A 24,310-nucleotide genomic window follows, 5' to 3' on the forward strand; every position below is an offset into this window, starting at 1 on the left:
TAGGCGGGGCGTTACGCACAGAATTCCCGTGCCTCGATGGCCGAAACGGGGGTTCCTAAAGTCATGCGCGTGCACCGGCACCGGCTGGCACGGATCAATCCCTCCCTACCGGAACGGCGTCCCCGACGGTTCACGCGGTACGTCGCCGTGTTGGCGATCGTGGTCGTCACGGCCTCCGCCTCGGTGCCCGCGGGCTCCGTCCCGGGCGACGGCGGCTTCCCGATGTCGTGGCTGTGGGACTGGATGCGTCCCGAGAAGGGCTACTCGGACCAGGCGTTCAAGGGGCTGCCGGGGCAGCAGGGCGGGAAGCCGCCGACCGCACGCGGACAACTGTCCACTTCGGACACCCGGGCCGCCGGTGGTGCGGGCAGTCCGGCGGGCCACGGGATCGGCGCGCTGCCGGCCGAGGAGACGTCCCGTCCGGCGGTCCGGCCGCAGACGACCCCGAAACAGGCGACCGAGCAGAGCTTCGACCCGGCGACGAGTGTGCCGGTGCCGGAACGTTCGACCGAGAAGTCGACGATGTACCGCAACAGCGACGGCACGCTCACCGGCCACATCTACTCGACCCCGGTCAACTACAAGGCGCCCGACGGCCGGTGGCGGCCCATCGACTCGACCCTCGTGCCCGGCCCCGACAAGCGACTCAAGCCCGCGGCGGGCGACCTCGGGATGACGTTCGCACCGTCGGCCGGCGACCCGGAACTGGTGCGCTACCCGTTGAGCGGCGGCCGTTCGTTCTCCTACGGGCTCGACGGCGGCGTCGACGTGCCCGCGGTCGTCGACGCCAACCACGCCACCTACCCGAACGTGCTGCCGAACACCGACCTGGTGCTCACGGCCGGCGCCACCGGTGTCAAGGAGGCCGTCGTCCTGCGTTCGGCCGACGTCGCGACGTCGTGGACGTTCCGCCTGCGCATGCAGGGCCTGACGGCGACGGTCGAGTCCGACGGCGGGGTGTCGTTGCGCGACGCCACGGGTGCGATCGCACTGGAGATCCCCCCGGGCTTCATGACGGACTCGCTGGTCGATCCGCAGTCCGGCCTCCGCACCACGTCGTACGGCGTCCGCTACGAGCTCGTGAACGTCGACGGCGGGCAGGCCCTGCGGGTCACCGTGGACGAGGCGTGGGTGCGCGACCCGGCGCGGAAGTTCCCCATCACGGTCGACCCGACGACGACGAGCCTGAACGCCAACGCGGACACCTACTACCGCGACGAGGATCCGCCCTACAAGCCGCACCACGCGGAGAACGAGATCCTGGTCGGCCGCAGTCCCAGCCCGTACTTCCGGGCGCGCGGCTTCCTGCGCTTCGACGACTTCCAGGGCGCCTACGGCGGGTTGTGGATCGGCGGCGCGCGGCTGAAGCTCTTCCAGTCCTTCGCACAGTCGTGCACGCCCACGGGCATGAGCGTGCACCGGGTCAAGACGTGGTGGGACTTCCGGTCGGGATACGGCTGGTCCGGGCCGGGTCTCGTGGACGATCCCAGTGCGTACCTGCTCGCGCCGCCCGGAGTCGCGTGCGAGAACAGCTCGCATGACCCGGAGACGGGCGTCTGGCAATCCGTCTCCTACACCAAGATCACCGACCTGCGCGGCTGGGCGGACGGCTCGATCGAGAACTACGGCATCGCGTTGCTCACCGACGAGTCGACGTCGAACGCCTGGAAGGTCTTCACCTCGGAGAACCACTGGGCCAACCTGGGGCCGTACCTCGAGGTCGACTACAACGAGCCGATCGCGCCGCAGGTGGACGCGCAGTACCCGCAGTACGGCTACTCCTCGCCGACGCTCACGCCGGAGCTGATGGCCGAGGCGCACGACCCGGACGGGTTCCCGAGGCCGATCACGTACAAGTTCATGGTGTTCGACAAGGACTCCAACAAGATCGCGGAGTCCGAGGCGACCGGCACCCGCACCTGGACGGTGCCGGCGGGCGTCCTGAAGTGGGGCGAGAGTTACAAGTGGACGGTCATCGTCCACGACGGCTACCAGAGCGGCACCTCGCAGACGATCAACCCGTTCACGACCGGTGTGCCGCAGCCGCTGGTGATGTCGGGTCTGTCCCAGAACGGCGGCCACGGCTTCGACCCGGGCATCCGCAACTACACCACCGCCGCGGCCGACATCAGCGTCGCCACCGTCGGGCCGGCCCTTGCGGTGCAACGCTTCTACAACAGCCTCAGTCTGCGCAGCGACGGCGCGTTCGGCTCCGGCTGGGCGTCCACAGTGGACTCGCGGGCCACCGAGCTGCTGGACGCGGCGGGCGGCGTGCAGACCGTCGTGGTGACGTACCCGGACGGCAAGGAGGTCGCGTTCGGCAAGAACGCCGACGAGACGTTCAGCCCGCCGATGGGGCGCTTCGCGACGTTCGCTCCCGTCACCGGTGGCGGCTACAGGCTGACCGACAAGGACGGCACCACCTACACGTTCACCGTCGCGTCCGGCACGGGTCAGTACCGGGTCACGTCGATCGCCGATCCCAACGGGCGCAGCGTCGCCTTCGCCTACGACGCCGGTCGCCTGCGCACGATGACGTCGACGTCGGGGCGCACGCTGACGTTCACCTGGGAGCAGACCGTCTCCGGCAAGTGGCACGTGAGCGCCGTGGAGTCCGACCGTGCGGCCGCCGGCGACGCCGCGTCCACGGCCCGCGCCACCTACACCTACGGTGTCGACGACCAGTTGACGAAGGCGTGTGCGGTCGACACCACCGAATGCACCACCTACACGTACACCGCGGCCACGCAGTACCCGACGACCGTGCAGAACGCCGGCCCGCACTCGTACTGGCGGTTCAACGAGGCCTCGGGCACCGTCGCGGCCAGCCAGGCCCTGGAGAACCAGGGCGTGGACAACGGAACCTATGCGGACGTCACGCTGGGCACGCCGGGTCCGCTCGCCGGTTCCACCGCCACCGCGGCCCGTTTCGACGGAACGTCTTCACGGGTGCAATTGCCCTCGAAACTGGTGACGGCGTCCAGCTACCAGTCGGTCAGCATGTGGTTCAAGGCCGACGCCGGCAAGACGGGTGTGCTCTTCAGCTACTCGCAGGACCCGGTCAGCAACGGCACCACGACGGTCAACTACACGCCCGCCCTGTACATCGGCAGCAGCGGCAAGCTGCACGGCGAGTTCTGGGACGACACGGTCGCGACGATGACCAGCCCCGGCGCCGTCACCGACGGGAACTGGCACCACGTCGCGCTCGTGGCAGGCGGCGACCGCCAGTGGTTGTATCTCGACGGCGCGCAGGTCGGTGCGAAGACCGGCCGGATCACCCTCTTCGCGCCGGGCGGCACCAACAACGAGTCGATCGGCGCGGGCTTCCTGGGCCACGGCTGGCCGGACAACCCGAACACGAACAACGGCACCGCGAAGGCGTACCACTTCTCGGGTTCCATCGCCGAGGCCGCCACGTTCGACCGGCCGCTGACGGCCGCGGAGGTCGCCGCGCTGCGCCAGTCCGGGGTGGACCCGTCGCGCGCGCTGACCTCGATCACGCGGCCGTCGGGGAACCCGACCGCGACCGTCGCGTACGACCCGACCGCAGGCACCGTCACGCAGGTGACCGACGTGAACGGCGGCGTGTGGAAACTCAACGCCCCCACCGTCTCCGGTTCGAGCCAGATCTACCAGAGCAGCGTGCTCGCCTCGGGGCCGGCCGACTACTGGCGCTTCGCCGAGACGGGCACGTTCGAGGCCGTGAACCAGGTCCGCGGCGGCCAGGCGACGTACAGCAACGTCACGCTCGGCACGGCCGACGGGCCGCTCGGCGACACCGTCGCGTCGTTCAACGGCAGCGGCTCGCACGTGGTGCTCCCGTCCGACGCGCACCCGTCCGGCCCCGGCCCGGTGTCGGTGGGCCTGTGGTTCAAGATGAACGCCGGCTCGAACGCGGGCGGCGTGCTGTACAGCTTCGGCGACAAGCCGGCCGGCACGAAGTCGGCGCAGTACGTTCCCGCGTTGTACGTCGGCACCGACGGGAAGCTGCGCGGCAAGTGGTGCTGGTGCGACAACCAGCAGTCGCCGATCACCAGTTCCGCCGGGGTGAACGACGGCCAGTGGCACCACGCCCTGCTGACCGCCGGCACCAACAAGCAGACGCTGTATCTGGACGGCGTACAGGTCGGCACACTCGACCGGGCCATCGAGAGCAGCACCACGCCGTACGTGTACATCGGCGCGGGTACCACCGACGGCTGGCCCTCCGCCGCGCGGGACACCGTCAGCGGTTGGTTCCCCGGCCAGATCGCCGACGTCGCCTACTACCGCTCCGAACTGTCGAACATCAACGCCTCGGTCCAGTTCGCGGCGCGCGCCAAGTCGGCCGGCGCACCGGCGAAAACCATCGTGGTGACCGATCCCGGCGACAGGCCGCTGACGTACACGTACGACATGGCCGGCCGCAAGGTCGCCGAGAAGGACACCCTCGGCAACGTCACGAAGTACGGATACGACACCGGTGGCTTCCTGCGCACCACCACCGACCCGAACGGCAGCGTCACCGTCAACGAGCACGACGTGCGCGGCAACACCGTCTCCACGACCACGTGCCAGAACCAGGCCCAGAACAAGTGCTCGACGGCGTACTACACGTACTTCCCGGATGCCACGAGCAAGGTTCTGACGCCGGATCCCCGCAACGACGTGCTGCTGACGGTGCGCGGCCCCGGTTCGACGTCGGCGACCGACGACACGTACCTGACGACGATGTCGTACGACAGCAGGGGAAACCGCACCGAGGTCAGGGATCCGCTGGGTCGCGTCACGAGGACGACGTACACGGATGCCACGAGCGGCGTTCCGGCCGGCCTGCCCGCGACCGTCACGACGCCGGGCGGCGCGGTGCAGACGATCGCGTACCTGCCCAGCGGCGATCTGAAGTCGGTCACCGACCCCCTGGGCAAAATCACCACGCTGACGTATGACGGCCTCGGCCGCCCGGTGACCTCCACCGAGGTGACCGACACCTACCCGGCCGGCCTCACCACCACGCTCACCTACGACCGGCGCGGCCGCAGCACCACCCAGACCGAACCACCGGTCCTCAACCGGGTGACCGGCGCGAGACACACCGCCGTCACCACCTACACCTACAACGAGGACGGGCTCGTCACCGGCCAGCGCGTCGCCGACACGACCGGTGGCGACGCGGCGCGCGGCATCTCGTTCACCTACAACGCCAACGGCAAGCAGGAGACCGCCACCGACGCGGCCGGCAAGGTGACCCGCTTCACGTACGACAGGTACGGCAACGCGGTCACCGAGACCGACACCGACGGGACCACCACGCGCAGCGACTACGACCCTGAGGGCAGGCTGCTCACCACCACGCTGCTCGGCTGGACGGGCAATCCGAACAACCCGACCGCGCCGCGCGACCTGGTGCTCAACTCGAAGGCCTACGACCCCGCGGGCCGCCTCGGTGTCGAGACCGACGCGATGGGCTGGGAGACCCGCTACACCTACACGGACAACGGTTTCACGGCCACCGTGACCCGCGCCGACCCGTCGACCGGCGCACAGTTCGTGCGGGAGAACAACACCTACGACGCGGCCGGTTACCTGGTCCGGCAGACCACGAACGACGGCGCCACCACGGTCGAGTACACGGTGGACGCCGCCGGTCGGACCAGGGTGTCCACTGTGGACCCCGCAGGGCTGAAGCGGCGCAGCGAGTACACCTACACGCCGGACGACCACACCGAGTCCGTCACCACCACCGGACCCGACGGTGTCGTGGTGGCGAGGACCGAGACCGGCTACGACGCGATGGGCAACACGAAGTCGCGCACGAACCAGATCGGCACCGGCCTTCCGTCGGTCACCACGACCTACACGCTCGACCGGGACGGCAACCCGACCACCGTCACGGATCCGGCGGGCAAGGTGACGAACGTCGAGTACGACGAGGCGGGCCGCGTGGCCGTCACCGTCGCGCCGCGTGTCATGTCCGAGGTTTCCGGGGGAACGCCGGTAGAGGTGCGCCCGGTCACGATGACGGGCTACGACACGTTCGGGTCGGTGACGGAGTCCAAGGATCCCAACGGGAACGTCACGGTCACCGAGTACGACGCCGCGGGCCGGGCCGTGAAGACGATCCTGCCGGAGTACACCCCACCCGGCTCGTCGACCCCGATCCGGCCGACCGCGTCGAAGACGTACGACGCGCTCGGGCAGGTGACGTCGAGCACGGACCCGTTCGAGAAGGTGACGAGGTACACCTACGACCAGCTCGGGCGCGTGGTGAAGACGACCGCGCCGAACGGGGCCGAGTCGACGTTCACCTACGACATGCTGGGGGACCAGCTCTCCGCGACGGACCCGACCGGGGCGACCACGACGGCGACCTACGACTATCTCGGTCGAACGGTGACGACGAGCGCGGTGGTCCGCCAGGACGACAAGCACTACACCACCACGATGACCTACGGGTACGGCGGATGGCTCGCGTCGCAACGGTCCCCGGACGGCGTGACCGCCTCGACGACCTACAACGCCGCCGGCGAACCGGTCGCGTCGACCGACCCCGCCGGCAAGGTGACGCGCTACGAGTACGACGCGGTCGGCCGCAAGACGAAGGTGACGGTGCCGGACGGCTCGTTCTCGACGGTGCAGTACGACCTCGCGGGCCGTGTCGTCCGCGACGAGACGTACTCGCCGGCGGGTGCGTTCCTGACCCGCAAGTCGGCCGCGTACGACGCCAACGGCAACATGGTCACCAGCATCGACGCCCGGGGCACCAGCACCACACTCGAATACGACGCGATGGGCCGGCTCACCAAACAGACCGAGCCGCTGTCGGCGACCGACTCGATGGTCTCCACGTTCGGATACGACACCGCCGGCAACGTCACCCGCTTCACCGACGGCCGCGGCAAATCTTTCCTCACGACATACAACGTGTGGGGCCTGCCGGAGTCGCGCATCGAGCCGGCGACCGCCCGTTACCCGAACGCCGCCGACCGCACGTACACGATCGCCTACGACAAGGGCGGCCGGGTCGCCTCGCAGAAGGCGCCGGGCGGCGTGACGGTGACGATGGAGTACGACTCCGTCGGCAACCTGAAGAAGCAGAGCGGCACCGGCGCCGAGGCCGCCACGGTCGACCGCACGTTCGACTACGACCTCGCCGGCCGGATGACGTCGGCGTCGGCACCCGGCGGCAGCAACGCCTTCACCTACGACGACCGCAACGCGCTCCGAACGGTCACCGGCCCGACCGGCAACTCGTCCTTCACGTACACCGCCGACGGCCAGATGAAGAGCCGCACGGACGCGGCCGGCACGACGGCCTTCGGCTACGACACCGCCGGCCGATTGTCCACACTGGACAACAGCGGTCTCAAACTGACGCTCGGCTACAACGACCTGTCCCAGCTGGCGCAGGTGACCTACGGCGACAACGGCAACCGCAGGGTGTTCGGCTACGACTCCGGCCATCGCCTGGAGACCGACGACCTGCGCAACCCGTCCGGCACGACGATCGCGAAGATCACGTACGGCTACGACGCCAACGGCAACGAGACGTCGAAGAAGACCGTCGGCTTCGGCGGCTCGACGAACAACACCTACACGTACGACCTCGCCGACCAGTTGAAGACCTGGAACAACGGCGTCACGACGACCGAGTACGCCTACGACAAGTCGGGTAACCGCACGAAGGCCGGCGCGCGCACGTTCACCTACGACGAACGCAACCAGCTGATGTCGTCCAGCGACGGCACCCAGTACAGCTACACCCCGCGCGGCACCCTCGCGAGCACCGTCGCAAATGGACAGACGCGACTCACCCGCTCGGACGCCTTCGGCCAGACCGTCAGCGAACAGGCACCCGGCGGCACCGAGCAGACCTACCAGTACGACGCCTTCGGCCGAGTGTGGCGCGCGGGCTTCGCCTACTCGGGCGTCGGCAACCAGCTGGCTTCGGACGGCACGGCGTTGTACGTCCGCGACCCCGGCGGCGACCTGATCGGCGTTCTTTCCGGTACCGCGAAGACCTTTGCCTGGACCGACCTGCACACGGACGTCGTCGGCCAGTTCGGGGCGACGTCGACCGCGCTGCTGGGTTCGACGACGTACGACCCGTTCGGCAAGGTGCTCAACACCGGCGGCATGCTCGGCAGCCTCGGCTACCAGTCGGAGTGGACGGACACGTCCACCGGCAAGGTGAACATGCTGTCCCGCTGGTACAACCCGGACACGGGCCAGTTCGACAGCCGCGACAAGGCGAACGTCTCACCCGTCGGCAACTCCGTCGGCGGCAACCGGTACGCCTACGCCAACAACAACCCGCTCACGAACGTCGACCCGACCGGCCACTGGCCCAGCGTCGGCAAGATGCTCAAGGGCGCGGCGAGCGCGGTCGTGTCGGTGGCGAAGACGGTCGCGAGCGTGGCCGTGGCGGCGTACGACTACGCGGCGTCGGCGGTGACGACGGCGTACAACTGGGCCGTCTCGGCCGTGAAGGCCGTCGCCAGCACGGTGGTGTCGGCGGTGAAGGCGGTCGCGAACACCGTGAAGTCGGCGGTGAAGGCGACGGCGAAGGCCGCTGCGGCGGCCGCTGCGGCCGGACGGAAGTACGCGGCGGAGAAGGCCGCGGCGGCGCGTAAGGCCACTCAGAAGGCCTACAACAAGGCCGCTGCGGCTGCGAAGGCGATCCCGGCGAAGGTGGCGCGGACGGCGCAGAGTGCCGCGGCCCGGGTGGCTGACGCTTACAACGCGGCGGAGAAGTGGGTCAAGGAGAACAAGGATCTCCTGATCGACGTCGCCGCGATCGGCGGAGCGGTGCTGGCCGGCCTGGCCTGTACCGCGGTGACGGCCGGAGCCGCGGCGATCGCGTGTATGGCCGGTACGGCTGCTTTGATCAATGTGGCGAAGGACGCCGGCCAGGGGAAGATCAACAATTGGGGTGATGCCTTCGGCTCCCTGGGCTCCGGTGCGCTGACCGGTCTCGGGGGCGGCGTCGGCGGCATCGTCGGTGGGAAGATCGCCGGTGCCCTGGCGACGAAGCTGGGGACGTCGTTGGCTGCCCGGATGGCCGGCGGGGCTTTCGCCGGTGGGGTCGAGGACGCCGTCGGGCAGGCGATCGGCAACAAGGGGAACGTCAACTGGGGCGACGTTGCGGTGTCGGCCGCGATCGGTGGCATCACCGGTGGCTTCGCCAAGGGGGCGGGTCGGCCAGGTGGTGGACGCAGCCACGGCGGCGACGGCGCGAGTAGTGGCGGCCACACGCCCGCGGCCCGCGACGGGAACTCCTCCCCACCGGCTGCCGCGAGCAGCGGAAACGGGGGCGGAACGCGAGGCACGACCGACGGCACCGATGCGAGTGGCATCTCCCTCGATAGCCCCGGCAGTTCGCCAGGGTGCTCAGGCAAGCGAGTCCACAGCTTTGATCCCGACACGCCTGTCGTCATGGCAGACGGTTCGAGCAAGCGCATCGCTGACGTCGAGGTGAACGATCTGGTCGCTTCCACGGATCCGGAAAGCGGCCTGAGTGGTGCGCGCGCGGTCACAGCACTGCACCGCAACGAGGACACTGAACTCACTGACCTCACGGTGCTGGTAACCGACGAGGACGGCGGTGCTAAGTCCGTCACTGTTCTAAAGACGACGCAGCACCATCCTTTCTGGGACGCAACGGACGGTCGTTGGGTCGACGCAGGAGACTTCGAGCCAGGCCACACGCTCTATACGAGCGAGGGTGGCAGGGCCGTTGTCCTGGAGAGGCGAAGTTTCGTTGGCCAAGAAGAAATGCGCGACCTCACGGTCGACGACATCCACACGTACTATGTAATCGCCGGCAACGACCCCGTCCTCGTCCACAACTGCGGCGGCTCTCGCCCCCGGCATGATGCGACGTGCACTTGCGCAGAGAACGGAACCATTACCGGCTACCACCCGCAGGCGGGAGATACGGTTGTTCTCGGTAGAGCAGAAGTCGGTGTGCCGCTCGCCAAGAAGCTGAACGGGATTCACTTCAACGGCAAGGAATATGCCACCATCGGAGAAAATGGCAACCCGCAATGGGTGAATGAGGTCCAGAAAGCCTTGGGTAACGATGGAATAAATATCGCCGTCGACCTCGGCGGGCTCGCTGCCAAGGCGGGCTGGGGCCCGAGGGAGATTTTCGAGGCAGCGGCGAGGCGTGGGAGTGGCCCGGGGGGCTGGAGGGGGAATGCGGGAACAGACTGGGAGATGAGGCAGATCGTGCTCAAGTCTTTCCGAAATCCGAATCTTGCAGGCCGGATAACCTGGTATTTGAACGGCACGAATGTTACTTCGGCAATGCGTGGCGTACTGGAATAGGAGCGGAGGATGTCCATGTCTGAAGAAGACCTCGTCCGTGCGCTCGACAACGAGCTGGGCCACTCCCTGCCGCACCGTTTCTCGGTGGGGAGTGTTTCGGTGGCCACCGGTGTAGCCGTATTGTCTCATGGCGACCGGTTCGTAAACGTCTTTGAGAACGATGGCTCATTCCTGCTGTCGTTCCATTGGAGAGGGAGGCAGCAGGCGCACGGAATGACATCCGAAATTTCCGCCGCCGCCGACTCTGCACGGCGATGGGTCGAAGGGGCGAGCCTGGAAAACCTCGCCGTTGCGTACCCATTCGTTAAGTTCTCAGGGCTTCAGCTCGCCTACGAGCGAGGAACCGCCGTCGAGTTTCAGTGGGCTGCATTACTCGACCTGGTGAAAGAAGAGGAGCAAACCTTCCGGGACCTCGTGGTTTTGGCTTCAAATAACGACTTCCTAAAGCAGTTCTTTCCTCATCTTGGCCACCGCTTCGCGCTGTCTTTCGATGAATACAGCGACGGCATACTTGTTGCAGTGTTCGTCCGCCGTCCCGGATGGTTCGTCATCTTCGGTGACGGCGACGACGACGGCGTCAGGTTCGAGGGTGATGCGCCGCGGATAGTCGACTATTTGGTCGCGCGGCTCCGTGATCAGATATCCCGTTGAGGCATTCGCTTTCCTGGCAAAGAGAGGAACATTCTAGTGTCCTGCGCCTGAGATTCTTTTGATAAGTGTCTATGCTGTTTGGATGACGCGTCCGGGTCCTCGTGCCGCTGAGATCGACTTGTCCGATGACGAGCGTGTGGAGCTACGCCGGTGGGCGGCTGGTGACGGTGTCTCGCCTGCGGTGGCCGTGCGGGCCCGGATCGTGCTGGCCTGCTCGGAAGGCATGACGAACGCTGCGGCCGCGACGTGGTGTTCGGCCACCAAGGCGATGGTGGGGACGTGGCGGCCCGGTTCGCGCAGCGGCGGTTGGCGGGGCTGCTCGACCAGCCGAGGCCGGGGCGGCCGACAACAGGGGTGGTCCTGGACGACACCGAACGTGCGACCCTGACCAGATGGGCGCGACGGGCGAGTTCGTCGCAGGTGATGGCCCGATTGCCCGGCTCGCGTACGCGATCCTCGACGCCACCCTTGTCGTATCGACCAGCTCGGCGGGACCGCCAACCGCCCGCTACTACGCGGGAAACCCCGCCACCACGCCGTCAACGTCCAGGCCATCGCCGACTGCGCCGGCCGACTGAAGGGGGTGTCACCGGCGCTACCCGGCTCGACCCACGATCTGACCGCCGCCCCCAATCGCGTTGTTGAACTTCCCGGATGCGGCTGCGGGTGCTTCCGAAGTATTGAGCAAGTATGAATCAAGTGGGGAGGTGCTTCCTGCTGCAGTCGAACGGTTGCTGGCAATAGCAGTGACCGATAACGGTGACACGGTCTACTGGGTGCGAGAGCCGGACGAATTTCCGGATCGCTGGCGCGTTGCGGTCAATGGAGCCAGAGACTTCGATGAGTGGCACCTGTTCGACGGCGGCCTGGTACACTTCCTGGTCTCCGTGTTCAGCCGCGAATGGGTGGCTCCTGTGTTTCCCGAGGACTTCCCTTATCCGGACAAGCCGCCAGTGTTCAAGCCATATGAGCGCAGAATCGTTTCTTGACGCATGTCATCCTTTTCGAACGGCCGGCGTAGGTCCCTTTCCGGCTTCGACTATTGGCGCGATAGATGACGGCCGTATACTCACCGCTGATCTATTTGATCGGGTTCGCGACGGTCTTGGCAATTCCGGCGGACGATCTCTCTGCCGTGACCGGCATCTAGCTTTCCGAGGATGTCGGGGCAGTCGATCCTGCGGTGGCCGAAGTAGGAGAGCTGATCTGGGATGTCAGGCGCTTGTCCGCCGCCAGGTGTGCACTGCCGTCATCGCCTCGGTCGTTACCCAGGTGTGGACGAGGTGGGCCATGCTACGTGACCTTGGTGTCGGGCGTGGTGCGGCTGCGGGTCAGGGCCGCGCATCGTAGGGTGCGCAGGTGAACCTAGAGAAAGTGGTCTTCGGCTTCTTCGTGCTGCTGGCCGCCACCCTCAACTTCGGCTTCTTCATCGGCGACCTGTCGGACCCCACCGTCCACAACGTCTACGAGCTCTTCGCCGCCGTCGTCGTCAACCTCATCGCGACGGTGCTCAAGTTCGGCGACCGCACCCAGATCGGCGCCGTTCACCTGGCCACCAGCCTCGTCGCCGACCTGCAGCTCATCGCCGCCACCGTCATGTGGGCGTACGCGGCGCACGTCTCCGAGGAGGGGATGACCGAGGCGGCCACGGCCGGCATCGTCTCGCTGTCGGGCGGGGCGCTGTTCGCCAACGTCGTCTCGGTGATCCTGCTGCTGGTCGAGACCGTGTCGTTCCAGAGAAAGTAAGAATGATGCAGAGGCTGTTCTTCTCTGCGAAGAAGGGACGACGGCGGGCCCGGTGGCGGACGCCGGTGGCGGCGGGCGTTCAGGCGTCGGCGACCATTTTCCTGATTTTGCGGCGGATGCGCGCGCCGCTCATCACACTCATCGCCATTTTCGCCGTCAGTGTGCTCGGGTTGACGCTCGTCCCGGGGCGCGACGCCGACGGGGCGCCGGAGCGGATGAGCATCTTCGACGCCTTCTATTTCATGTCGTACACGGCGACGACGATCGGGTTCGGGGAGTTGCCGCAGCCGTTCACCGCCGCGCAGCGGCTGTGGGTCATGGTGACGATCTACCTGACCGTGATCGGCTGGGCGTACGCGCTCGGGTCGTTGCTGACCCTGCTGCAGGACCGCAAGTTCCGCCAGGCGCTCGCCGTCCAGCATTTCACCCGCAAGGTGCGACGGCTCAACGAGCCGTTCCTGCTCTTCGCCGGTTACGGACGGACCGGCCAGGCGCTGGGGCGCTCGATGGACGCGCTGGGCCGCCGGCTGGTCGTCGTCGATATTTCGGAGGAACGGATCGACGCGCTCGACGTCGACCAGTACGCGGCCGACGTTCCGGGTCTCGTCGGCAACGCCGGCAACCCGCACGTGCTGGAGATGGCCGGCCTGGGGCATCCGGACTGCGAGGCCGTGCTGGCGATGACGGACGACGACGAGACGAACCTCTCCGTCGTGATGGCCGCGACGCTGCTGCGCCCGGAGGTGCCGATCGTCGCCCGCACGACCTCGGCGACGATCGGCAACCGGATGCGGGCGTTCGGCACGCCCACGGTCATCAACCCGTTCGACCGCTTCGGTGACCGGCTGCGGCTGGCGTTGCGCGCGCCGGCGTCGTACCAGCTGCTGACCTGGCTGGAGACGGGCCCGGGCACGCACCTGCCCGGCCGCGCCGAACCGCCGGCGAACGGCCGCTGGGTCGTGTGCGGCTTCGGCAGGTTCGGCCGGGAACTCGCCGCCGACCTGCGCGCCAACGGCGCCGAGGTGACGGTCCTCGATCCGGAGGCCGACCCGGGGCGGGGCGGCCCGCAGCTCTCGGTGATCTGCGGGGACGCCACCGATCCGGAGGTGATGGACCAGGTCGGGCTGACCGACGCGGTCGGCTTCGTCGCCGGCACCGACAACGACACCACCAACCTGTGCCTGGTGGCCGCCGCCCAGCGGGTCAATCCGGAGCTGTTCGTGGTGGCCCGGCAGAACGACCCGGACAGCACGCCGATGTTCGCCCAGATGCGCATCGACTCGCTGCTGGTGGCCACCGAGGTGGTGACGCACGAGGCGTACGCGCGGCTGAGCAGCCCGCTGCTGTGGCAGTTCCTGTCCCGCCTGCCGGAACAGGGGGACGACTGGGCGGATCGGGTCGTCGGGCGGCTGGCCGACCATTGCGGGTTCCACCTGGAGAACGTCTGGGAGACGACCCTGACCGGGCGGGAGACGCCGGCGCTCGGCGAATGGCTGGCCGGGGGTGCGGCGCGCCTCGGCGACCTGCTGCGCGAACCGGCGGACCCGGACCGGCCGCTGCCGGTGGTGACCCTGCTCGTGCGGCGCGGCAACGGCGACGTGGTGATGACGCCCGACGACGACGAACTCCTGCACAAGGGTGACACGCTGCTGCTGGTCGGCCCGTCGGCGGCCCGCAGCGCCCTGAACGCCGTCATCGCCGTCGAGACGCTCTTCTCCTACGTGGTGCACCGCGAGTACGTGCCGGCGGGCACGCTGTGGCGCTGGCTGGTTCAGACGGTGCGCCGCAGGTAGGCCCCGGCGGCGTCGCGGACCTGCTGCTGCAGCCCGCGGTCGTGGGAGACCGGTGGCGTGCGCGCCTCGTCGAACCGGTTGAAGTACCGCCCGCTCACGCCCTCGAGCGCCGGGGCGGTGGCGACGTGCAGGATGGCCCGCGCGCCCTCCTTCGGCGGCAGCAGCCCGCGCGTCATCATCCCGCGGAACGCCTTCGCGTACGACGGGATCATGTCGTCGACGATGCCGGTGGCGGCGACGCCGGGGTGCACGGAGTTGACGGTCACCCCGGTGTCGGCGAGCCGGTCGGCGAGCGCGTAGCCGTTCATGACGGTGAGCAGCTTGGCGCGCGCGTACGCGGTGAACGGCTGGAAGCCCTGGTCGGGATTGACCTTCGTGAGATCGTCGAACGGCTCCAGCGACACCGGGCGGGGTGCGCGGCCCAGCTTCACCTGCCGGGTGTCGTTGATCGCGTCGGACACCACGTTGACGACGCGGGACGGCGCGCCGGCCTTCAGCGCACCCAGCAGTCGCTCCGTCAGGAGAAACCCGGCCAGGAAGTTGACCGCGACGTGCAGTTCGACGCCGAGGTCGTTGACGTCGCGGGTGCGAAAGTGCGCGCCGGCGTTGTTGACCAGCAGGTGCAGCTCGGGATGGCGGGCGGAGATGCGGCCGGCCAGGTGGTGCACGTCGTCGGGTGAGGTGAGGTCGGCGGCGAACACCTCGACGCGGTCGAAGCCGAGTTGCGCGGCGATCCGTCGACCGCGTTCGGCGTTGCGCACCACGAGGAGGACGGTGTCGCCGCGGGCGACCAGTTCGGCCGCGACGACGCGTCCCATGTCCCCGGTGGCGCCGGTGACGACACTGACGTTGTTCATGGGTGAGCCTCCATCGATCTTGCAGTTGTGGCGCGGACACAGGTGCTGGAAGAGGGACAGGCCGGGCGCCATGACTGCAAGATCGGCGCGGCCATCTGTGAGACAGGTTGTCTCAGAAATTCCGGTGCGTCAAGATGAGGGGCATGAGTGATCCGCGGGCCGCCCGGAGTCGGGAGGCCATCCTGGGCGCCGCCCGCGAGCTGCTGTTCCGGCACGGGTCCGGGGCCGTCACGCACCAGCGCGTCGCCGAACACGCCGGCGTCGGGCGGGCCACCGTCTACCGGCACTGGCCCCGCGCCGACCAGTTGCTGCTCGACGCGATGACCGGCAGCGACATGCCGTTCTTCAAGGACCCGGCGCCACCCGTGCGCGACTGGCTCACCCGCGAACTGCGGATCCTCGCCGACGACCTCGCCCAGCCGCCGGTGGTCGCCGTCTCGCTGACGCTCATGCACGACGCGCACTGGGACGAGGGCGTCGCCCGGCAGCGGGACGCGTCGCTGGGCACCGTGGCCGAACGGCTCGGCGCGGCGTTCGCGCTCGCGTACGAGACCGGGGAAATCCTTAGCGAACTCGCCGGGTACGACGCGGTCGCGCTGCTGACCGGGCCGATCTTCTATCGCGCGGCCTTGCAGGGCGGCGGCGTGCCGGACGGGTTCATCGCGCGGCTGGTGGACGGGCTGCCGTGGGCGTCCCGGGATGCCGAGCGTCGATGACCCGTTTAACCTGGCCCTCGATGAGACGCATGATTCCGGCAGCAGCGGTCGTACTCGCGATCGGCGCACTGGTGGCGGCGATCGCCCGGGCGGCGCTCGCCGACGACGACACCAGCCCGCCGAGCGCACCCACCGAGGCGCGCGCGTCCGACCTCACCTGCCGGACGGTGCGCCTGTCGTGGGCGGCGTCGAGCGACGACGTCGGGGTGGCGTTCTACGACATCTACCACGACGGCCAGCACATGACCGCCGTGGCGGGCGGCACGCTGTCGACCGTGCTCGACGTCGTGCCGGGCGCCCGGTGGGGGCTCTACGTCAACGCCCGCGACGACGCCGGAAACGTCTCCCAGGCCAGCGCCACGGTCCCGATAGAGGTGCCGCCGTGCCAGACCGACACCGAGCCGCCGACCTCACCCACCGCGGTCTCCGCCACCGCCGCGGGCACCTCCGTCACGATCCGGTGGAACGCCGCCAGCGACAACCTCGGCCTCGCCGGATACGAGATCACGCGTAACGGCGCGCCGGCCGGTTCGGTGGCCGGTGCCGACACGACGTCCTTCGTGGACAGTGGGCTCGCGCCCAACACGCGCTACGAGTACCGCGTTCTCGCGAAGGACAACCAGGACAACCGGTCCACGCCGAGCGAGCCCGCGGTCGTGACCACCGGCGCGGGCTGTGCCACGCCGCTCTGCGCGGTGACCCAGGTGGCCACCGACAACGACGTCCCGTGGGGACTCGTGCAACTGCCGGACGGCAGCGTCCTCTACAGCCGCCGCGACGCCGGTGACATCGTGCGCCTCGACCCGGTCACCGGCGCGAAGACGACCGTGGGCGAGATCCGCGACGCGGAGAGCACCGACGGCGAGGGCGGTCTCATGGGGCTGGCCGTCGCGCCGGACTTCGCCGCCGACCCGTGGCTGTACGTCATGCACACCGCCACGTCCGACAATCGCGTCGTGCGCGTGCGCTACACCGGCGGCGCGCTCAGCGGCGACCCGCAGGTGCTCCTGTCCGGCATGCCGCGCAACAAGTTCCACAACGGTGGGCGGTTGCGCTTCGGCCCCGACGGCAAGCTCTACATCGCCAGCGGCGACGGCCAGAACGGCTCCTGGGCCCAGGATCTGAAGAACCTCGCCGGCAAGGTGCTGCGCATCAACCCGGACGGCACGATCCCGTCGGACAACCCGTTCGGCAACGCGGTCTGGAGCTACGGCCACCGCAACCCGCAGGGGCTGGCGTTCGACTCGCGGGGACGCCTGTGGGAGCAGGAGTTCGGCAACTCCGTGACGGACGAGACGAACCTGATCACGCGCGGCGGCAACTACGGCTGGCCCGCGTGCGAGGGCACCACGGGCAACTGCGCGAACTCGGTCGCGCCGAAGTACACCTACCGCACCACCGACGCCTCGTGCAGCGGCATCGCGATCGTGCGCGACGCGCTCTACGTCGCCTGCCTGCGCGGCACCCGCCTGTACCGGGCGACCATCACGGCGCAGGGCACGCTGACCGGGATGGAGTCGTTCCTCAGCGGCACCTACGGGCGGCTGCGCACCGTCGAGCCGACGAACGACGGCCACCTGTGGCTGTCCACGAGCACGGTGGGGGACAAGGACAGCATTCCCGGCAACAGCAACGAGAAGCTGTTCAAGGTGACCCTGGGTCGTTGATTCTTTCAGCGGTCCTCCTGCCGGCGACCGCTGCGCGCACACGGCGCTGGACGGGTTCACGGCCCGCTCGTGAAGGGACACGCGCGGACGAGTCGAACGCCCGCGACCCCGGGCGCATGGTGCGACGGCGTCCTGGGCAAAGCACGTTCATGGATGACACACGCGTCGCCACGTCGTACACGTTCGGCACGCTGCCGGTGCGGGCGGCGGCGGTCCTCGCGGCGTTCGTCGCTCCCGTGGCGTTCGGGGTCGCCGGGGCGGCCGGGCTCTTCGGCACCGAATCGCTCTGGGCCCGGCTCGCCTTCGTCCCGTTGGGCATCGCCGTCGGCGCGGTCTACGGGTACCTGGCGCTGTTCCGGATCGCCTACCGGCTGCGCCTGTCCGACGCGCGGTTGCACTGGCGGGCCGTGCTGCGTGCCGGCAGCGCGCCGCTGGCCGACGTGCGCCGCGTGGTGCCCCACGCGAGGAACCACACGACGGTGGAACTGGCGGACGGGCGGCGGATCCGGGTCGCGGGCGTGCACGACGTGTGGCCGTTCCTCGAGGGGTTGCGGCGGGCGGCGCCGCACGTCGAGATCGAGCCGGAGTTCGCCACGTGGACCCCGGGGTGGTTCCGCGCCGGGGGGTGAGCCCGCGGGCGTTCACAGCGGCGGCAGCTCCTGCGGTTTCAGCGCGGCCCGCCACCGCCGCAGCAGCGTCCGCGCGGCGAGCGTGTCCGGATGCCCCGCGGTGAACAGCCGTTCCCGGTCGGCCAGCACCCGTTCGAGAACGCGGATCGCGTCGTACTCGCGGCCGGCCCAGCGGTACACCCGGGCGAGCCCGAGCCGCGCCGCGAGCGTGTCCGGGTGGTCCGGCCCCAGCATCGTGGTGATGTCGGCGATGTGCCGCTGCTCGGCCCGGATCACGGCGGTCGCGTCCGCCGGCGACGGCGCGCCGGCCGACGCCCGCCCGATGGGGATCGGCGACGACTGCGTCGTGGCGGCCGTGCCGCCGATCTCCGCGCTCCGCTCGCCACCCCCGGATCCGCCCTCGGCGGCCCCGCCCGCCACGACGGCGAGGTACTCCAGCTGCGCGCGCGGCAGCCCGACGAGCCTGGTCGCCAGCCGCGCGGCGGCCGCGTCCCGCCCCTCTCCGTCGATCGCGGCCTTGACGTCGACGAGCGCGTCCGCGCCGAGTTGTTGCGTGAGAACGTCTTCCAGCAGCCGCCGCTCCCCGTCCCCGACGGGTGCCGGGGCCGTGGCGGACAACGCGATACAGATCAGGTGCGCAACCGCGGCAGGGTCGACCACACGTCTACCTTCCCGCGAACGCCGCCCGTTTGTCGACAACGGATCGACCGCAATCGCGCTGCAACGGCCTTGCGCAGTCTGGTCCCGTCCGAACCACGAAGGGAGCGGGACATGAGCGTAGGGATGTGGCCGTGGCGGCGGCACGTCGCGAAGATCGCGGTTCTGGTGGCGGTGTTCGCCGTGACCACGGCCGCGGCGAACACGGTGCGGGAGGCGGCGGCCGAAGCCGCACCGACCCCCGGCCAGTTGTACTACCTGCAGAACGTGACCACCGGGCTGCGGGTACAGGTCGCCTCCGGGTCCACGGCGGCGGGCGCGGCGATCGTGCAGGGCACCGCCTCCGCCACCACCACGCAGGCGCACTGGCGGTTCGCCCCGGTCGAGGGCACGAGCTTCTACCAGATCGTCAACCGCCGCAGCGGCCTCTGCATGGACGCCGGAGCGGCCTCGGTGCGGGTGGTGATCCGCCAGAGCAGCTGCGTCAACCTGCCGACCTTCACGCACTGGACGGTGGGCACGGCCGGCACCAACCACACGATGACCGGCCGGCGGAGCGGCCAGGGCCTGTGCGTCATCGGGGACCTCAACCTCAGCAACGTGCCCCTGGTCTCCGACGTCACGCCGAGCTGCGACTACCGGTTCACCCTGATCCCGGTCTGACGAACGGCGGACCGGGACGGCCGCGGTCGTCCCGGTCCACCGGGTACACCCTCCATAGTGGACATACGCTGCGCCGGCGCCCCCGTCGTCCTAGGGTGTAGTCAACGGGAGAGGGGACCTGACATGCCGGTCAGCGACAGCGGGACGTACACGCTCGGCGGTAGGCCGGTGCACCGCCTCGGATTCGGGGCGATGCGCATCACCGGGCCGGGCATCTGGGGCCCGCCGCGGGACCACGACGAGGCGATCCGGGTGCTGCGCCGGGCGGTCGAGCTGGGCGTGACGTTCATCGACACCGCCGACTCCTACGGGCCGCAGGTCTCCGAGGACCTGATCCGCGAGGCGCTGCACGACGGCAGCGGCTACGGCGACGTGGTGATCGGCACCAAGGGCGGGTTCACGCGGCACGGGCCGGACCGGTGGGTGGTCCTGGGCGACCCGGCCTACCTGCGCCAGTGCGTGCTGCTGTCGCTGCGCCGCCTCGGCGTCGAACGCCTCGACCTGTGGCAGCTGCACCGCATCGACCCGCGCCGGCCGGCGGCCGAGCAGTTCGGGGCAATCAGGAAGTTCGTCGACGAGGGGCTGATCCGCGACGTCGGGCTGTCGGAGGTGAGCGTGGCCGACATCGAGGCGGCGCGCGCCGCGGGCCTGACCGTCGCCTCGGTGCAGAACAGGTACAACGTCGGCTACCGCGACCACGAGGACGTGCTGGAGCACTGCGAGCGCAACGGGATCGCGTTCATCCCGTGGGCGCCGGTCGACGCCGGCACACTTACCCGCCCGGACGGGCCGCTGGCGAAGATCGCGAAGGAGCACGGCGACGCGACCGTGACGCAGGTGGCGATCGCGTGGCTGCTGCGGCGTTCACCGGTGATGGTGCCCATCCCGGGAACGTCCCGGGTCGCGCACCTGGAGGAGAACCTGCGGGCCGCCGACGTGGTGTTGTCCGACGAGCAGTTCGCGGCGCTGGGATGACGCGTTACTGGGAAGACTTCACCGTGGGGGAGAGCTTCGACCTCGGTTCGCTGACCGTGGACGGCGACGAGATGCTGGCCTTCGCGCGGCGGTTCGACCCGCAGCCGTTCCACGTCGACGAGGAACTGGCGAAGGAGACGCCGTTCGGCGGGCTGATCGCGAGCGGGTGGTTCACGGCGTCGCTGTTCATGCGGCTGTACGTGGACGCCGTGCTGGCCGACTCGACGAGCCAGGGTTCGCCCGGGCTGTCGGAGCTGCGGTGGCTGTCGCCGGTGCGGGCCGGGGACGTGCTCGACGGGCGGCTGACCGTGCTGGAGTCGACGCCGTCGCGCACGAAGCCGACCCGCGGCACGGTGGTGCTGCGCGGCGAACTGACCCGGGCCGGCCAGCCGGTCCTGTCGACCACGTTCCGTGGCCTCTTCGGGAGGCGCCCCCGGTAGGCGCCTTGCCGTTTTGGCAAGATGCTTGGCCTCACGCGCAAACCTGCCGCACCATCGGAGCATGAACGAGAACTACGACGTGGTGGTCGTCGGCGGCGGCGCGGCCGGCCTGAACGGCGCTCTCATGCTGGTGCGTTCGCGGCGCAGCGTGCTGGTGCTCGACTCGGGGACGCCGCGCAACGCGCCGGCCGCGGGCGTGCACGGGCTGCTCGGCCACGACGGGATCCCGCCCGCCGAGCTGTACGCCAAGGGGCGGGCGGAGGTGCGTTCGTACGGCGGCGAGATCGAGGACGCCGAGGTCGTCGGGGCGGAACGCGCGGGCGACGGCTTCGTGGTGCGCCTGCGGGACGGCCGCACGGTCCGGGCGCGGCGGCTCCTCGTGACGACCGGCCTGGTCGACGACCTGCCCGACATCCCCGGCGTACGCGAGCAGTGGGGCAGCGGCGTGATCCACTGCCCGTACTGCCACGGGTGGGAGGTGCGCGACCGGCCCATCGGCGTGCTGGCGATCGGCCCGATGGCCACCCACCAGGCGCTGCTGTTCAGCCAGCTCAGCGACGACGTGATCCTGTTCGGGCACACCAATCCGCCCTCGCCCGAGCAGGCGGCGCAGCTCGCGAAGCGCCGCGTCCGCGTGGTGTCCGGCGAAGTGACCGAGGTGGTCGTCGAGGGCGGCGCGATCGTCGGGGTGCGCGCCGGTGGCACCGTCGTGCCGCGCGAGGTGGTCGCGATCGGCGCGCCGATGCGGGCCCGGGTCGGGTTCCTGGAGTCGCTCGGGCTCAAGACCGTCCCGCACGCCTCCGGCATGGGCGAGCACGTGCCGGTCGACCCGATGGGCCGCACCGAGGTCCCGGGCGTCTGGGCCGCGGGCAACGTCGCCGATCTCGCCGCCCAGGTCGGCAGCGCGGCGTCCGCCGGGGCCATGGCCGGGGCGCAGATCAACGCCGACCTCATCATGACGAGCCTTTGATCGAACGTCGAAGGCCCCGGCCGCCGCGCTGTGGAGCGGCCGGGGCCTCGGGACGGGTGCGCGTCAGACGCCCGAGCCGACCGGCTCGGCGGGCCGCGGCTCCAGGTGCTGGCGGAGCTTCTCGCCCTCGATGTCGACGTTCGGCAGGATCCGGTCGACCGGGCGCGGCAACCACCAGGCGGCCCGCCCGAGCAGCGACATGACGGCGGGCACGATCGTCATCCGCACGATGAACGCGTCGATCGCGACCCCGATCGCCAGCGCGAAGCCCATCGACTTGATGGTCGGGTCCTCGATGAGGACGAACCCGGCGAAGACCGACGTCATGATCAGCGCGGCCGCCGTGACGACCCGGACGCCGTGGCCCATGCCGTTGATGGTCGCCTGGGTGGCGGTGTCGCCGTGCACGAAGTCCTCCCGCATCCGCGACACCAGGAAGACCTCGTAATCCATCGCCAGGCCGAACAGGATGCCGATGAGCAGGATCGGCAGGAAGCTGATCAGCGGTCCCGGCGTGTCCAGCCCCACCAGCGAGGCCAGGTGCCCCTCCTGGAACACCAGCACCGTGACGCCGAACGTGGCGCCCACCGTCAGCAGGAACCCGAGCGCCGCCTTGACCGGCACCAGGAACGAGCGGAACACCAGCATCAACAGCAGCACCGACAGCCCGACGACGAGCAGCAGGTACCAGGGCATCGCATTGGACAGCTTCTCGGAGACGTCGATCCCGACGGCCGTGGCGCCGGTGAGCGCGACGTCGGCGCCGGCGACCGTCCTCGCCTTGTCCCGGATGGCGTGCACGAGCTTCTCGGTCGGCTCGTCGGTCGGCCCCGTCTTCGGGATGACCGGCAGCAGCGCCGTCGTCTTCGCCTGGTTGAACTGCGGCTGCGCGACGGCGAGCAGGTTCTCCGTGCCGTTCAGCTTGGTGTACAGCTCCTGCACCGCCGCACCGGTCCGCTCCGGCGAGTCACCGACGACGACCAGGATCAGCCGCCCGTTGAACCCCGGGCCGAAGCCCTCCTCGATCAGGTCCGCGGCCTTGCGCGCCGGGTCGTCCGCGGCCGCGTGGCTCGGATCCGGCAGCGAGATCCGCATGTCCTTCGCCGGAACGGCCAGCGCGCCGAGGCCGATGACGCCGACGAGGATGACCGGGATGCGCAGCTTCACCATGAGCCGCGCCCAGCGGAAGCCGAACCCCTCCTTCGCCTCGACGCGCTCGTCGACGGCCTTGCGCGCCTTGATCGGCAGGATCAGCCGGCCCGCGAAGCCGAGCAGCGCCGGCAGCAGCGTCACCGCGACGAGCACGCTCACCGCGACGGTCGCGGCGGCGGCCAGACCCATGACGGTCAGGAACGGGATGTTGACCACGGCCAGCCCGGCGAGGGCGATGACGACGGTGACACCGGCGAAGACGACGGCCGACCCGGCGGTGCCCACGGCCCGTCCGATGGACTCCTCGGGGTCGAGCCCCTCCATGAGGTTCTGGCGGTGGCGGCTGGAGATGAACAGCGAGTAGTCGATGCCGACGGCCAGGCCGAGCATGAGCGCCAGGACCGGCGCGGTGCTGGTCAGGTGCACCACGCCGCTGAGCGCGAAGAGGCCGGCCATCCCGGCACCGACGCCGATCAGCGCGTTGAACATCGTCATCCCGGCCGCCACCAGCGACCCGAACGTCACCACGAGCACCACGAGCGCGATCGCCACACCGATGGCCTCGGTGCCGCCGACCTCGGGTTCGCCGCCCATGACCTCGCCGCCGTGTTCGACCCGCAGCCCGGCGGCCTCCGCGGCGGCGCCGGTCTTCTCGTACGCCTCCTTCTGCTCCTTGGTGACGTCGTCCTGCCGCCCCTCGAACTGCACCGTGAACAGGCCGAAGCGCATGTCCGGCGTCACCGCCTGGGAGGTGAACGGGTCGACCGCGCCGACGACGCCCGGCAGCTGGTTGAGTTCCAGCGTCAGCGCGTCCAGCAACGGCTTGACCTCCGGCAGCGTCTTGCCCTCGGGTGCCTTGACGACGACCGTCCCGGTGGCGCCGCTCGCCTGCGGGAACTCCTTCTTGAGCGTGTCGATCGCGCGCTGGGACTCGGTGCCCGGCATGGTGAAGTCGCTCGACGTCGCGCCCTTGAACGCGAATGCCGCGCCGCCGAGCGCGGCCAGCGCCACGATCCAGAGCACCAGCACGAGCCGGCGCTTCCGGTACGAGGCCCGGCCCAGCCGGTACAGGAACGTTGCCAT

15 protein-coding genes and 1 pseudogene are annotated in these 24,310 nt (G+C 69.6%); 13 read left to right on the forward strand and 3 right to left on the reverse strand.

The genetic code is table 11. The features are described 5' to 3' along the window. Positions 1–36: 36 nt before the first annotated feature. The 6 genes and pseudogenes from Val02_RS04995 to Val02_RS05015 all read left to right on the forward strand — a co-directional run bounded on the left by Val02_RS04995 (position 37) and on the right by Val02_RS05015 (position 14,501). A complete protein-coding gene (locus Val02_RS04995; protein ID WP_203897690.1) occupies positions 37–10,311 on the forward strand; it encodes a LamG-like jellyroll fold domain-containing protein in 10,275 nt (3,424 codons plus the stop codon). A gap of 15 nt (positions 10,312–10,326) precedes the next feature. Then, positions 10,327–10,962: a hypothetical protein gene (locus Val02_RS05000; protein ID WP_203897691.1), complete on the forward strand. Its 636-nt coding sequence runs from the start codon at positions 10,327–10,329 to the stop codon at positions 10,960–10,962. A gap of 431 nt (positions 10,963–11,393) precedes the next feature. Further along, a pseudogene (locus Val02_RS47145) lies at positions 11,394–11,590 on the forward strand (IS5/IS1182 family transposase); the annotation flags it as partial. 13 nt (positions 11,591–11,603) lie between these two features. Next, positions 11,604–11,951, forward strand: a complete 348-nt coding sequence (locus tag Val02_RS05005) for a hypothetical protein (RefSeq protein ID WP_203897692.1) — start codon at positions 11,604–11,606, stop codon at positions 11,949–11,951. Between the two features lie 370 nt (positions 11,952–12,321). Then, positions 12,322–12,708: a DUF6394 family protein gene (locus tag Val02_RS05010; RefSeq protein WP_203897693.1), complete on the forward strand. Its 387-nt coding sequence runs from the start codon at positions 12,322–12,324 to the stop codon at positions 12,706–12,708. Between the two features lie 2 nt (positions 12,709–12,710). Beyond that, positions 12,711–14,501, forward strand: coding sequence for a potassium channel family protein (locus Val02_RS05015; protein ID WP_203897694.1), 1,791 nt, complete (start codon positions 12,711–12,713; stop codon positions 14,499–14,501). On the opposite strand, the gene Val02_RS05020 is transcribed toward Val02_RS05015, so the two are convergent. Next, positions 14,480–15,358 carry an SDR family NAD(P)-dependent oxidoreductase gene (locus tag Val02_RS05020; RefSeq protein ID WP_203897695.1) on the reverse strand — a complete coding sequence of 293 codons (879 nt, stop codon included), beginning with the start codon at positions 15,356–15,358 and terminating at the stop codon, positions 14,480–14,482. The genes Val02_RS05015 and Val02_RS05020 overlap by 22 nt on opposite strands. A gap of 143 nt (positions 15,359–15,501) precedes the next feature. Here Val02_RS05020 and Val02_RS05025 point away from each other — a divergent pair, with 143 nt between their 5' ends. The 3 genes from Val02_RS05025 to Val02_RS05035 all read left to right on the forward strand — a co-directional run bounded on the left by Val02_RS05025 (position 15,502) and on the right by Val02_RS05035 (position 18,370). After that, positions 15,502–16,074 (forward strand): TetR/AcrR family transcriptional regulator, encoded by a 573-nt coding sequence (locus Val02_RS05025; protein ID WP_203897696.1) that lies wholly within the window; start codon positions 15,502–15,504, stop codon positions 16,072–16,074. A 20-nt stretch (positions 16,075–16,094) separates the two neighbouring features. Beyond that, the gene (locus Val02_RS05030) at positions 16,095–17,741 is read left to right on the forward strand and encodes a PQQ-dependent sugar dehydrogenase (protein ID WP_239152408.1); all 1,647 of its coding nucleotides are present in this window, start codon (positions 16,095–16,097) and stop codon (positions 17,739–17,741) included. A gap of 149 nt (positions 17,742–17,890) precedes the next feature. Continuing rightward, complete coding sequence (locus tag Val02_RS05035) at positions 17,891–18,370, forward strand: hypothetical protein (protein WP_203897697.1); 480 nt, start codon at positions 17,891–17,893, stop codon at positions 18,368–18,370. Between the two features lie 12 nt (positions 18,371–18,382). Here Val02_RS05035 and Val02_RS05040 read toward each other — a convergent pair whose 3' ends face one another. Further along, entirely contained in the window at positions 18,383–19,030 is a 648-nt protein-coding gene (locus Val02_RS05040; RefSeq protein WP_203897698.1) for a tetratricopeptide repeat protein, read from the reverse strand. A gap of 111 nt (positions 19,031–19,141) precedes the next feature. On the opposite strand from Val02_RS05040, the gene Val02_RS05045 reads away from it, so the two are divergent. From Val02_RS05045 to Val02_RS05060, 4 genes are all read left to right on the forward strand, one after another. Next, positions 19,142–19,690 carry an RICIN domain-containing protein gene (locus tag Val02_RS05045; protein WP_203897699.1) on the forward strand — a complete coding sequence of 183 codons (549 nt, stop codon included), beginning with the start codon at positions 19,142–19,144 and terminating at the stop codon, positions 19,688–19,690. Positions 19,691–19,813: 123 nt separating this feature from the next. After that, the gene (locus Val02_RS05050) at positions 19,814–20,665 is read left to right on the forward strand and encodes an aldo/keto reductase (protein ID WP_203897700.1); all 852 of its coding nucleotides are present in this window, start codon (positions 19,814–19,816) and stop codon (positions 20,663–20,665) included. Next, positions 20,662–21,105 (forward strand): MaoC family dehydratase, encoded by a 444-nt coding sequence (locus Val02_RS05055; RefSeq protein WP_203897701.1) that lies wholly within the window; start codon positions 20,662–20,664, stop codon positions 21,103–21,105. Before Val02_RS05050 ends, Val02_RS05055 begins: the two co-directional genes overlap by 4 nt. Before the next feature lie 61 nt (positions 21,106–21,166). Continuing rightward, on the forward strand, positions 21,167–22,075 hold the full coding sequence (locus Val02_RS05060; RefSeq protein ID WP_203897702.1) for an NAD(P)/FAD-dependent oxidoreductase: 909 nt from the start codon (positions 21,167–21,169) through the stop codon (positions 22,073–22,075). A 63-nt stretch (positions 22,076–22,138) separates the two neighbouring features. On the opposite strand, the gene Val02_RS05065 is transcribed toward Val02_RS05060, so the two are convergent. After that, positions 22,139–24,310 (reverse strand): MMPL family transporter, encoded by a 2,172-nt coding sequence (locus Val02_RS05065; protein ID WP_203897703.1) that lies wholly within the window; start codon positions 24,308–24,310, stop codon positions 22,139–22,141.

Source organism: Virgisporangium aliadipatigenens (genome assembly GCF_016863615.1).
Lineage (GTDB): Bacteria > Actinomycetota > Actinomycetes > Mycobacteriales > Micromonosporaceae > Virgisporangium > Virgisporangium aliadipatigenens.